Genomic DNA, 12,522 nt, shown 5'->3' on the forward strand with positions numbered 1-12,522 from the left:
GACAAATTGTCGTAATTAGTTTCTTAATGTCCTTACTTTTAGGTGTCATAATAATGTCAGTGATTAAGTATTTGTTGGTTCTGAGTTCCTATTTCATTTCCCAGTTCTTTTGTTGTTCAATTACTGATGCGAAGGAAGCAAAACACGTGAATGTCATCCTGATCATGACGGATGATCAGGGAGGTTGGGACTACGGATTTATGGGGAACAAACACCTCAACACTCCTAATCTTGATGCTATGTCTGCAAGGGGCGCACGATTGAATCGATTTTATGTCAGCCCTGTCTGCACACCCACACGGGCCAATCTGATGACAGGTCGTTATAACTATCGTACACGTGCCATTGATACTTACATTGGTCGTGCGATGATGGAACCAGAAGAAGTAACCATCGCCGAAGTATTAGCTCCTGCCGGCTATCAAACCGGAATCTTTGGAAAGTGGCATTTGGGCGATTCTTACCCCATGCGACCTCAGGACCAGGGATTTCAGGAAGTTCTCGTTCACCGCGGAGGGGGCATCGGGCAACCCAGCGATCCACCTGAGGGGGCCGGTCAATACACGGACCCGGTTCTGTTTCACAATGGCGAGCAGAAACAGATGAAAGGGTATTGTACGGATATTTATTTTGACAATGCTTTGAATTTTATTGAACAAAATGAATCACAGAACAAACCAACGTTTATGTATATCGCCACTAATGCACCACATGGCCCATTTCACGATGTGCCTGAAGATTTGCGGAAAAAATATCTAGCGATGGATCTTACCGATGCCTATGGCTTTGATATGAATTCCAGGCGAAAAAATAAAAAGCAGTTTGATCGAACGTCGCGCGTTTTTTCAATGATTGAAAACATCGATCAGAATATTGGCAAACTGTTTCAGCGTCTCAAAAAGATCGGGGCTTACGAAAATACACTCGTATTGTTTTTGAATGACAATGGCCCTAACGGTCCTCGTTTTGTCGGTGCGCATCGTGGCATGAAAGGGGGCGTGAATGAAGGTGGCATTCGGTCTGTGTTGGTCGCACATTGGCCTGATCAATTGAAAGCAGGCGCAGTGAATGAACAGATTGCCGCTCATTACGACCTGTTCCCAACGATTCTTACAGCCACAGGGGTTGAAAAACCAAAAACGTTAGATCTGGATGGCGTCAATATTCTGCCACTGTTGAAAAATGAAGCCGCAAACTGGCCAGATCGTTCTTTGTTCCTGCAATGGCATCGTGGTGATCAGCCCACACCACATACCAATGCCGCCGTTGTCACACAAAATTTTAAGATGACATTTTCGAAACAGAATGAACCAGGAAAATTATTTGATTTACGGAATGATCCTGCAGAGAAGCGAGATCTTAGCAGTGAGAAACCGGCACTCGCCAAAGATCTCACACGCCAATATGACACCTGGTTCGCCGATGTCAGTTCTACGCGTCCTGATAATTATGCACCACCACGGATTCATGTGGGCAATGCAAAGGAACCAACCACGGTTTTAACTCGTCAGGATTGGCGGTATGCAGGTCCCAAAGGAAAAGGTTGGACTCGCGATGCACGAGGCCATTGGTTGATTCATATCGAACAAGGTGGTTCATACGACATCAAAGTACAATTCAAAAAACAACAGGACCAGAAAGAAGCAGAATTGACAGTAAGCGTCGGTAAGGATCAGTTCCATGCCAAAGTCCCCGCAGACAGTTCTGAATATGTCTTCCACAATGTGACTTTACATCCGGGCAAACAAACCGTTGATGTTAAAGTGACCGAAGGGGAAACTGAACGTGGTCCGATGCTGGTTTATCTCACCAAAAAATCCACCGGGAATTCAGCGCCATAAATCGGCCAGAAAACTATTTGGGTATCGAGAACAGATGATTTCATCAGCCTACTTTCTTGAAAATTCTACGAAAGTAGGCTGATCTGGAATGGCGATAGGCTGTGATTCGAATTACCATAAATAAGGAATGTTAAATTAGCAGTGATCATAATGGATTACCGTTAATTCCTGCCGTTTCTTCTTCACAAATATCCAGCAGAATGTATGAGGAAACGTAAAAGTTAAAGGGAAGTCAATTGTAGTAACAATTTCGGTATCAATGAAAACAATCACACCAATTTGCCGATGCGTCCATCGGCCTGCCTTTTTTCCTGGAAATGATTAATGCAAAACCATTCAAATTTCAGTCGCCGTGATTTTCTTAAGTCGACCACTGCAGGAGCAGCCGCAATTTCTACAGGTATTTGGACGGGGCTTGCACCCGCTGCTTCCAAATCTGCCAATGAAAAACTGAATATTGCCTGCATCGGAACTGCGAATCGGGCTGCAGCTGATGTGGATGGCGTCAAAGGAGAAAATATTGTTGCTCTGGTAGATGTTGATAAAAACTATCTTGACCGGGCCTCTTCCAGTTTTCCTAATGCCCGAGTCTACGCTGATTATCGTGAGATGCTCGAAAGTGAAGATGGAAAGATTGACGCCGTTGTGATTGGTACGACTGATCATCATCATGCCCCTGCTTCGATTCGCGCGATTCGAAAAGGCTTGCATGTCTACTGTGAAAAACCACTCACTCATACGGTTCAGGAAGCACGCATCATTGCTGAAGAAGCAAAAAAGCAGGGTGTCGCGACACAACTGGGAACGCAAATCCATGCTGGAGACAATTATCGCCGTGTTGTGGAAATTGTTCAGTCGGGAGTCCTGGGTGATGTCGGTGAAGTACACGTCTGGGTTGGAAAAGGCTGGGGTGGCGGTGATCTTCCTACCGATACCCAAGAGCCCCCTCAGAATTTAAATTGGGATTTATGGCTTGGGCCAGCTCCTGTGCGTCCTTTCGCTGCAGGTCGCTATCATCCTGCCCAATGGCGTCGCTGGTGGCAGTTCGGTCAGGGAACCTTAGGCGATATGGCCTGCCATTATATGGATCTCCCTTTCTGGGCGCTTAGCCTGCGTCATCCTACGCACTGCGAAGCGGAAGGACCAGAAGTTCATCCGGAAGCGTGTCCACATGGATTGAAGGTGCGCTATCAATTCCCGAGCCGTGATAAACTGGTTCCCGTCAATTTGACCTGGTACGATGGGAATATGATTCCGAAAAAAGTAGCAGGCCAACGTGTCCCCGGTAGTGGTGTCATGTTCGTTGGAACGGAAGGCACCATGTTTGCAAACTATGGAAGTTACAAATTATTCCCCAAAGAAAAATTTGCCAACTTCACACCACCCAAACAAACCATTCCCAAATCGATTGGCCACCATGCCGAGTGGATCAAGGCTTGTAAAGATGGCTCACCAACGACTTGCAACTTTGATTATTCTGGTGCTTTAACAGAAGCAGTGTTGTTAGGAAATGTTTCCTATCGTGCAAAACAGGCATTGGAATGGGATGCCGCCAATCTCAAAGCGACCAATTGTCCTGATGCCGACAAGTACATCAGCAAAGAGTACCGTGAAGGCTGGGAAGTCGCTTAGTTATGAATTAGTCCAGATATATGTCCGGCTCCTCATTTGCTGAGTGAGTCGGGCTACTGGCCTTCAATGTATTTTAATTGAATTTCGGTATTCGGCAGTTTCTGCTTTAAGTCAGCCACTCCTTTTTCTGTGACTGCAGTACGTGTCAGCTTCAGGTCTTTGAGGCTCGTCAATCCTTCCAGATCAGCTAATCCAGCATCAGAGACCGCTGTAGAACCAAGGTGCAGAAACTCCAGCTGTTTCATATCTTTCAAATACTTCAACCCTGCATTACTCAAGCGTGTATTATCCAGATTGAGCCAGCGTAAGTTAGTCAATCCTTGTAAGGGTTCCACACCGGCATCAGTCAGCCCCACACGCCAGAGGTTGAGCTTTTGTAGATTACTCAATCCAGACAGGTGTTTCATACCTGTGTCTGAGAGCAGGCTATTCTCGCTCAGGTCAAGCTCTTCGAGTTGAGGGAGCTTCGCCATGATTGCAAGCCCCTCATCTGAAATCTGGTTTTGAGATAAACGCGTTTTTTTCAGCTTGGGAAATTGTGTCAGTGTGGTCAAGCCTTCATCGTCAACCAGTGTCTTTGCCAGATACAACTCTTCCAGGTGATTCAGATCTTTCAACTCTGAAAGGCCATCTCCGCTGACCCAGAGAAAGTCGAGCATTAACGCTTTTAAGTTCGTTAGTTGATTGATATCTGCCATCGCGTCGTCGTCGATATCAGAATTCCCAGACAGCCGCAGTGCTTTGAGTTTTGAGAGTCCTGTTAAATGGGAAATGGCCTTATTATTTAAATTGCAGTTCCGTAAATCCAGATTCTGTAACGTGGCAATTTTACCAACAGGCTCTAATCCGGCATCAGTGATTTTGGTTTCATTTAGCAACAGAGAGCGCAGACGTGATAAACCCGCAATGTCCTTGAGAGCGTTATCATCGATTTGCGTGCCCCGAAGATCGACTTCGATGACATAACCATCTTTGTCGTTTTTTAACTTGGCTCCTACCGCTTTCAATGAATCGGCCAGTTTCACTTCTTCAGGAGGAACCTCTGCTTTTATCTTTATTGCCTCTGAAGTCTTTTCGGATGCAGTTTGTTTCTTCTCTGGTTTTGGTGCGCACCCTGCAATCACTGATAATGCAAAAAAGAGAACCACTGTTCCCTGAAACGGTTTCATATCTCATTCCTTCAATCGTAGGTCTAGATCGTTTACGTTAGCAGTAAAGCATACCGACTCTGTAAATGACCCAAAACCGACGGCAGGGAATCAATTTTCTTTTTTAAAGAATTGTTCGTGATGAACTAAGGAAAAAGAGGAATATGAGATTTAATGAGAATTGAAAGTTTGCCATTTGCATGCTGTCGAGACTAATCACGGGACTTACCCGCTTCAACTACTTGATTCGACCCTGCTCGTGTATTGAACTTCAGCGAATAGAGGTCTGCGTCCTCCATTACAAAGTGAATTATGATCGGTTTTCCTTTCAGGCTTGAGATATCTACCCCGTTCTTCCATTTCACGGTTCGTGCGATATGATCTCCATAAATGGGCTCACAATCATCAAGTGTAAAGCCAGAAATAGGTTTACCACTAGCATCTTGGAGTTCTACTAAGATTTGACCGGCTGCACTGGTGGAATAATTGATCTCAAGTTCATTGCCAACAAACTTCAGCGGTTTCGTAGTAAGCGTCCCTCCTTCCAATGGTGCATTCACAGAAGCAATTCCATCAAGCCTCATCGCGTAGCGTCGGCCACCAGTCAGAAAAAATGACATTTCAGCTGGTCCTGTTTGATGAATGCCAATCGCTGCATAATTGGCGCGATTCGCCCAGCCACTTTTCCCAATACCGGGACGAATGAAGGACTGGGTAAATTCGCGATCGAATTGTGCACTTCCGCGTGTGCTCATAAAGAGAATGTCAGTCGCAGCACCCCGTTTGGCCATAAATCTTGTTGGCAAAGCAAAATAGATATGTGGTGCACGGAAATAGGGTTGCGTGCAGGCTGTATAAAGGTGCTCATTGGGTAAATTCGCGTTCATTTCGACAAATGGAGTCCAGCTGATGAAATCCTTTGAAGTGGTGCGTGCGATGCCACGATAACCTTTGATAAAGCGACGAAAGTAACAGACATAAGCCTGCTCACTCTCAGACCAGAACGCATAATTCTGAGAGTCAAAATACTTCCCCCATGCTTCAGGAATGACCGGTTTTTCTTGGAGCTTCTTCCAGTGAATCCCATCAGGCGAAACAAATGCTTTTAGGCCGCCCGGACCGCGTCGTTTTCGCACTTCCAGGTGTTGGTTGGGTTGGTATGCCAAGCCTCCCAGCGCCTTGTATTTTTCTTCTGCTGGTACGCCAGGTCGTGTATCAATAAATGGTGTGAAATTATGTGTGACCAGAAATTCATTCATAAGCACAACATTCCCGGACGGGAATGTGGGGTGATCTTCATAAACGCCGAGTTTAGGTAGAGTCCAGTGAATTGCATCTTTGCTTTCAGCATAGAGCGTCACTTCGCCATCGTGATATTGCTCCCACCCTTTTTTCCAATGATTACCCGGTTTGGTATCACCTCGATAATAAAATTGGAATTTGTCGCCTGCATTCAAGACTGTAGCGTAATGGCCGTGTGGTCGTGCTGGTGTGACCGGTGGCATCAGTTGGGGAGCATGAAGTTTGAGCGTTGCGTCGTTCAATTTTCCCACGATCATTCGATCTACGAATAATTCCCGTTGAGATCCAATATCGACCACATCATCTTCGGCAAAGGAAGTGCTCATTGGAATCAACAGTAGTGCGCATAAGGTGAGGGTTAGTTTCATTAGATTACCTTCAAATCGTTTCCGATGTGTTTATTAAAGTCTCATTGTATTCAAGCGGTCGTATGTTCGTGTGGACAAGCCTGTGAAGTATTTCAATCTTACATTAATATTCTCCAAGAACATTCCCATCATTAATGGATCCAAGCCACGAGTAAGTTGCAGCATCCATGTTTTCACTCAAAAAACGAACGTGACCATCACTAAATAAAAAATGGGCTCCCCCTTCATGTAGACTGCCAAAAGAGGAGTTTCCGGGGCCATTAATCAGGCTATTCGGATGATTCCACATAAACCATCCAATATGGTAGTAGCCATTGCTGATAGCAGGTCCTGTCCAGATGCCTGCTCGATAAGGGAGTCCAATACCCTTCGCATACCTTTCACCGACAATCGCAGTATTACTGGTACCATCTGTGATATCTCGTATCCTGATACGTGAGTTGATATAGATCGTACCATTATTAATGGCATTACCACCATTGACTCCCGCGTAATTCGAAGTGCCATAATTACTGATATCTTTGTTGATACCTCCCATAGTATCAGAGGGGCAAACATAAACATTAAGTATTGTTCTCGCGAAAGGAGGGGAGCCCGTAGACTTCATCGCGGGAATGGTCGTCCAGTTCACATCGAAAGCACCTGAGTTACTAATTTTGTTATAAAGCGGTGTTTGATCTACATAGGGCAAAAGGAATGTTCCCCAGCCTATTAAGTTACGATCACCTGGATTGGTGATACCATCAGGATCAATGTATCCAGGTGGAAAAATACGATGTGTTTCATAGTAGTTATGCATAGCCAGTGCAATTTGTTTCATATTATTTTGACACGATAATCGGCGAGCGGCTTCTCGTGCTTGTTGAACTGCAGGCAGAAGTAAGGCAATCAAAATCGCAATGATGGCGATAACGACCAACAATTCAATGAGAGTGAAAGCATGTCTTTTTAATCTATAGTGTTTTTGACTCATCATTTTCATCTTTCAAGGTTCGATTAAAAAAAATGATGTTCTCAACTGACTTTCTAAATCATTGATCACTGTTAACCGACGGACTATTTGTCCTTAGACTTAATCAATTTCAGGATCGGGCTTAAATGAACGTTCATTGCTTGTAAGGCGGATGCACTGTCACGATCTGTGATCGATTTCACGATCTCAACGTGTTCCTGAACCATTTTGATTGTTGGAGAAGGAAAGTACGCTTCACCCTGATAGAAGTATTTCGCAAGTACATGGTGGAATTGCGCGATCAGGTCCTGATTGGCTGCTTCGAGAAGCGTTTCATGAAATAAGAGGTCTTTCTGAATGAACTCTTCAAATACGCGCGAGGGATCTTTTTGCTGATCTTCCAGCAATTGTTTTTGCTCGGCAACAAGCAGATTCAACCGATCGATTTGCTCTGTAGTCGTATTTTCGATGATTAAAGGAATGGAACCGATTTCAATCACGACACGAAATTTAGCAAGTTCAAGCCAACCTTTTTTATTGGTTGTGCGAGGGATGAGCGCTTTTCGTAGTACAGATTGAACGTCTCCTTCGGCAACTGACAAACCGAGTTTCGGGCGTCCTGTGATGATTCCCAATCCGCGTAAACTGCCGATGGCTTCTCTAATAACAGTTCTTGAAACACCAAATTGATCGGTTAATTTGTCGACAGTTCCCAGATAGGTTCCAGGTACTAATTTCTCATCTTGTATCCTTTCACAGATGCGCTCTGCAATTTGTGCGCTGAGTGACATTGCCGGTTCCAACATATTCTTATTTCCCGATTCGAAAGTGTTCGACATCAAAAACCTCGTTTTTGTTAGCACTGTTTTCAATGCAATGTCTATTGACCTCACGTTTATTTAAACATTTTAGTAATATGATAATACTATATCAATTGTGTTTTAAGAATTTAGGAAGAAATACAGAAAGTGATTCTGATTTAAGTCTTTATTTAAATTGAATTTAAGTGCTGTTTTGATTCATTTTAAAAATTAAAAGTGGATAAACGGGTGTTATATTTTGTCGAATTGAGCTGATTTCGAATTTTTTAACTATGTTTTGCAGGTAGTTTGAGAAGTCTGTTTCCCATATTAAGAGGAATTCCTCCTTTGCTCTCAGAGCGACTTTGAAGTCTTAAAAGTCCTTATTGTGATTACACTTAATTAATAAACGCCATTTCAAGAATCGTGTAATCAGAGTTTCCAGGAGGTTTTTTTTTAAATGCTTTCATCTGGAATGAGGATTAATACTATTTTTTAAGTGCGAAATGTAACAGTACGAAAGTGAAAACCTTTCTCTGTTAAACCAAGCAGAAAACAGCTTTGACTTCTGACTGATCAATCAAAGCAATTCATAGGAAAACTGCCTCTTAAAACCAGAGCGATCACGTGACTTATAATCCTTACATTCTGACCACCAATTCGACATTAGCTGATCTTGAGTTACGCGATGATTCTCTCACTCCGGAGGCTCTTGGCTCAGAAGTGGAGCGGTTTTTTAAATCCCGGCCGGATACCAATGGTGTGTTGATACGGGATGATCATCAGTTTTATGGCTTACTCTCAAGAACTTCCTGCTTTGAAAATATGACCCAATCATTTTGTGGAACTACTTTTTCACGAAGACCCGTTAAGATGCTGGTTGAGCATCTAAAAACGACGTCACTGCAACTGAATGACACTGTACCAATCAGTGAAGCCGTCCGTGAGATCTTAGGTCGTCCTTCAGCGGGGGCTTATGAACCCATCATTGTGAAATGTGAAAACGACGAATACCGTTTTCTCGATATCACAACTCTCATGAGTGCACAGTGTGACCTTCAACTCAGACAGAAAAAGATTGCTGAGGATGCCAATCATGAGAAGAGTAACTTTCTGGCCAATATGAGCCATGAAATACGCACACCGTTGAATGGAATTTTGGGTTTTACCGATGTCCTGAGACGTGGGGTTGAATCGAAAGAGAAACAGCAAGAATATTTAGATGTGATCTACAAGAATGGAGAGCATCTCCTCGGTCTGATCAATGATATTCTGGATCTTTCCAAGATCGAAGCAGGCTGTATGGAGTTCGAAAAACTGGATTGCTCACCGCATAAAATCATCTCCGATGTACTCTCAACGATGCGTGTTCAAGCGAAACCTAAAGGTCTCTACCTGGAGTGTCAGTGGGAAAGTGGCGTTCCCGAAATGATTAACACGGACCCCACTCGCTTACGACAAATATTGATGAATCTGGTCGGAAACGCAGTGAAATTTACAACAGAGGGTGGTGTGAAACTGATTGCAAAATTGGACATTTCGCATAATCCGCCACAATTTATTGTCGAAGTGCATGATACAGGGATCGGGATCAAACCCGAAAACATGAGCAATATATTTTCAGCTTTTACACAAGCTGATTCTTCTATCACACGTAGTTTTGGAGGAACCGGGCTAGGACTTACGATCTGTCGCCAGATTGCGGAAGGGTTAGGTGGTGACCTTGCTGTAGAAAGTGAAATCGGTCAAGGGAGTGTGTTCCGGCTTCGAGTAGATGCGGGAACAATGGAAGATGTGAAGATATTTGATGTACCACCAACAGAGGCGCTTACAGCAGAATCGTATACGAAACGCAATTATGAAGCATCTAATCAGCTTCAATCGCTTCGGGTTTTACTTGTTGATGACGGTAAAACGAATCGGGATTTGGTTTCGTTGGTGCTAACAAATGCAAATGCAGTCGTAACTTGTGCAGAAAATGGTGAAGAGGCACTCTCTGAATATGAAGGCGGTTCATTTGATCTCATTTTAATGGATATGCAAATGCCGGAGATGGATGGTTATACAGCGACCCAAATTTTGCGATCGCGTGGCTGCTCACTGCCCATCATTGCACTCACTGCCAATGCGATGCGTGGAGATCGGAGTAAGTGTCTTGAAGCGGGTTGTTCTGACTTTCTCACGAAACCGATTAATATCGATAGTTTACTACAAACGGTAGGCGTGTATTCACCCCTGAGTGATGCGATCACAAAGTCTCAGCTAGAAGAAAAACCTTATTGTCTGACTACGAGTGACACCATACCTGTTGTGTCAGATCTACCCACAGAAATACCGCAAATATTTCAAATCGTCGAAGAATTTATTCAACGCTTCAAATTAAAAATTGAAGAGATGCAGATGGCATTAGATAAGGAGAATTGGAAGCTGTTAGAAGAGCTGGCACATTGGTTAAAGGGCACCGGAGGCACCGCCGGATTTGGTTGTCTGACAGAACTTGCATATCAATTAGAATCAGCTGCTCAACAAAAAGAAAAAGAATCTGCGAATTTGTTAATTTCCGAACTCAGAACGATGGGGAGTCGCTTAACAACGAAAAACGCAGTTTCTAGCGTCTAAGGGTTACGAAAGAGAAAGACAGTAATATGATCGATTCGACATTGAAAAAAACTATGGTTGAGAACCCAGAAACACTCATTAACTGCAATGAGTTTGATGGGTGTAGTATTGCGATCATAGATGATGAGAAAATTAATCTCGATATGATTCAGTATTATCTGGAAATGGAAGGATTTACGAATCTGATATCGACAGAAGATTCCGCATCAGCATTTTCTATGATTGAGTCGGAGCGGCCTGATCTGATTTTATCAGATATTAATATGCCAGAGGTATCAGGCTTGGATATTTTAGCGCAAATCCGTGGCCATAGGGAATTGACAGATACCCCTGTCATCATTCTCACAGCTAGTTCTGATAACGAAACGAAAATATCCGCATTGAGACAAGGGGCAACTGACTTGCTTGCCAAGCCGATTCATCATGGAGAACTGATTGCACGAATTCGAAATGTTTTAAAAGTGAAAGTATCTCAGGATCAGCTTAAAGCACATTCAGAAAGCCTTGAACAAGCTGTGCAATTGAGAACGAAAGAACTTGAAGCATCGCGTTTGAGTGTGATCCAATGTCTGGCGCGTGCTGCCGAATTCCGAGACGATGATACTGGTCAGCATGTGATTCGAGTTGGAAAATATGCACGTATTATTGGAGAGGAGTTAGGCTTCTCAGAACGAGAACTATGGTTGTTGGAACCAGCTGCCCAATTACATGATGTTGGTAAGATTGGGATCGAAGATTCAATTCTGCTAAAACCTGGCAAATTGACACCCGAAGAGTATGATTCGATGAAAAAACATTGTGGTTTCGGAAAGAGAATTGTTGATTGTCTGCCCGAGCATGAAGCGCAATTGATTCGGATGCATACTGAAATGGGAGCGAAAATTATGGATATTCCCGACTCTCCCATCCTCTCTCTGGCAAAAGTCATTGCCATGACGCACCACGAGCGCTGGGATGGCACGGGGTACCCTTTGGGCTTAGAGGGCAAAGACATTCCGATTCAGGGACGAATTACTGCGGTCGCTGATGTTTTTGATGCTCTCACGAGCAAACGCTCTTATAAGCCCGCTTTTTCGCTGACAAAGTCTTTCAGAATTCTTGAAGAAGGTCGGGCGACTCAATTCGATCCAGAAGTGCTAGATGCTTTCTTTTCGCGTCGGCAGGATATTATCCAGGTTCAAATTGATTACGCAGAGACCGAATGAGCTGTAAATCATTTTTACACTCATGCTCATCTTCAGCGGCTTGAATTGCTGTTGAATGTTGTTTCGCGAAAAGAGGTACTGACTAGACGTCGAGACGAGCCTGAAATTGAATACCATATTCCCAGAACGCATCCAGGATTCTTCGCTTGCGAACAATTTTGGAACTGAACCAGGTATCTATGGATTGACTGAGAGGAAGTTTCAGGAAGAGTTCTTCTTGTGCAATATGGTCAGGGCAAATCAGCGAAATCCCAGATTGAGAGACTGAGCGTCCCAGTACTGTGATCATTTCACCGGAATAAATTTCAATCGGTTCAGTAAAGTCGATAGAAAACGAGATGACAATCAGGCCGCGAAAATCAATTCGTGGATGGGCACGCTGCTTCCCGTAAATGTGCTTGGCTCGCTCCTCAATCTGAGAGAGTAAGTTGACGACTTTAGGAAGGAGTTGTTGCTGCTCTTGAGAATACTCGTAAAAATCAGTAAAGGTCTTCAATACAATGGGTCCTCTCAATGGTTGTTGTGATTTAACTTGATCCGTCTATGAAAGGAACTGAGTACTAAAACTTAGAATAAGATCTCCATAAATCAAAATTTTTTTTACTGTGATTACCTCCATATTTACTCAAAATATGAGTCAAAAATGATTTGGTAC

The 12,522-nt window shown here is 43.7% G+C and carries 9 protein-coding genes; 4 read left to right on the forward strand and 5 right to left on the reverse strand.

Annotated elements, in window-relative coordinates:
* The first annotated feature begins 146 nt into the window (after positions 1–146).
* Both V144x_RS04995 and V144x_RS05000 read left to right on the forward strand, forming a co-directional pair.
* Entirely contained in the window at positions 147–1,841 is a 1,695-nt protein-coding gene (locus tag V144x_RS04995) for an arylsulfatase (RefSeq protein WP_197998761.1), read from the forward strand.
* A 324-nt stretch (positions 1,842–2,165) separates the two neighbouring features.
* The gene (locus V144x_RS05000; RefSeq protein ID WP_144982294.1) at positions 2,166–3,473 is read left to right on the forward strand and encodes a Gfo/Idh/MocA family oxidoreductase; all 1,308 of its coding nucleotides are present in this window, start codon (positions 2,166–2,168) and stop codon (positions 3,471–3,473) included.
* A 53-nt stretch (positions 3,474–3,526) separates the two neighbouring features.
* On the opposite strand, the gene V144x_RS05005 is transcribed toward V144x_RS05000, so the two are convergent.
* The 4 genes from V144x_RS05005 to V144x_RS05020 all read right to left on the reverse strand — a co-directional run bounded on the left by V144x_RS05005 (position 3,527) and on the right by V144x_RS05020 (position 8,082).
* Positions 3,527–4,642: a leucine-rich repeat domain-containing protein gene (locus tag V144x_RS05005; protein ID WP_144982296.1), complete on the reverse strand. Its 1,116-nt coding sequence runs from the start codon at positions 4,640–4,642 to the stop codon at positions 3,527–3,529.
* Between the two features lie 191 nt (positions 4,643–4,833).
* Positions 4,834–6,291: a glycoside hydrolase family protein gene (locus V144x_RS05010; protein WP_144982299.1), complete on the reverse strand. Its 1,458-nt coding sequence runs from the start codon at positions 6,289–6,291 to the stop codon at positions 4,834–4,836.
* Positions 6,292–6,394: 103 nt separating this feature from the next.
* Positions 6,395–7,267, reverse strand: coding sequence for a DUF1559 domain-containing protein (locus V144x_RS05015; protein WP_144982302.1), 873 nt, complete (start codon positions 7,265–7,267; stop codon positions 6,395–6,397).
* 80 nt (positions 7,268–7,347) lie between these two features.
* Positions 7,348–8,082, reverse strand: coding sequence for a FadR/GntR family transcriptional regulator (locus tag V144x_RS05020; protein ID WP_144982305.1), 735 nt, complete (start codon positions 8,080–8,082; stop codon positions 7,348–7,350).
* Positions 8,083–8,670: 588 nt separating this feature from the next.
* Here V144x_RS05020 and V144x_RS05025 point away from each other — a divergent pair.
* Both V144x_RS05025 and V144x_RS05030 read left to right on the forward strand, forming a co-directional pair.
* Complete coding sequence (locus V144x_RS05025; protein WP_144982308.1) at positions 8,671–10,662, forward strand: response regulator; 1,992 nt, start codon at positions 8,671–8,673, stop codon at positions 10,660–10,662.
* A gap of 26 nt (positions 10,663–10,688) precedes the next feature.
* Complete coding sequence (locus tag V144x_RS05030; protein WP_144982311.1) at positions 10,689–11,867, forward strand: HD domain-containing phosphohydrolase; 1,179 nt, start codon at positions 10,689–10,691, stop codon at positions 11,865–11,867.
* Positions 11,868–11,949: 82 nt separating this feature from the next.
* Here the strand turns inward: V144x_RS05030 and V144x_RS05035 are convergent, their stop codons facing one another.
* Positions 11,950–12,363 carry a PilZ domain-containing protein gene (locus V144x_RS05035; RefSeq protein WP_197998762.1) on the reverse strand — a complete coding sequence of 138 codons (414 nt, stop codon included), beginning with the start codon at positions 12,361–12,363 and terminating at the stop codon, positions 11,950–11,952.
* Between the last annotated feature and the right edge of the window lie 159 nt (positions 12,364–12,522).

This window comes from Gimesia aquarii (genome assembly GCF_007748195.1).
In the GTDB taxonomy this organism is placed as follows: Bacteria; Planctomycetota; Planctomycetia; order Planctomycetales; family Planctomycetaceae; genus Gimesia; species Gimesia aquarii.

Bases quoted from the DNA above. Each gene is read 5' to 3' on its own strand.
- V144x_RS05010 (WP_144982299.1), bottom strand. From the start codon at position 6,291: ATGAAACTAACCCTCACCTTATGCGCACTACTGTTGATTCCAATGAGC.
- V144x_RS05030 (WP_144982311.1), top strand. From the start codon at position 10,689: ATGATCGATTCGACATTGAAAAAAACTATGGTTGAGAACCCAGAAACA.
- V144x_RS05005 (WP_144982296.1), bottom strand. From the start codon at position 4,642: ATGAAACCGTTTCAGGGAACAGTGGTTCTCTTTTTTGCATTATCAGTG.
- V144x_RS05015 (WP_144982302.1), bottom strand. From the start codon at position 7,267: ATGATGAGTCAAAAACACTATAGATTAAAAAGACATGCTTTCACTCTC.
- V144x_RS05000 (WP_144982294.1), top strand. From the start codon at position 2,166: ATGCAAAACCATTCAAATTTCAGTCGCCGTGATTTTCTTAAGTCGACC.
- V144x_RS05020 (WP_144982305.1), bottom strand. From the start codon at position 8,082: ATGTCGAACACTTTCGAATCGGGAAATAAGAATATGTTGGAACCGGCA.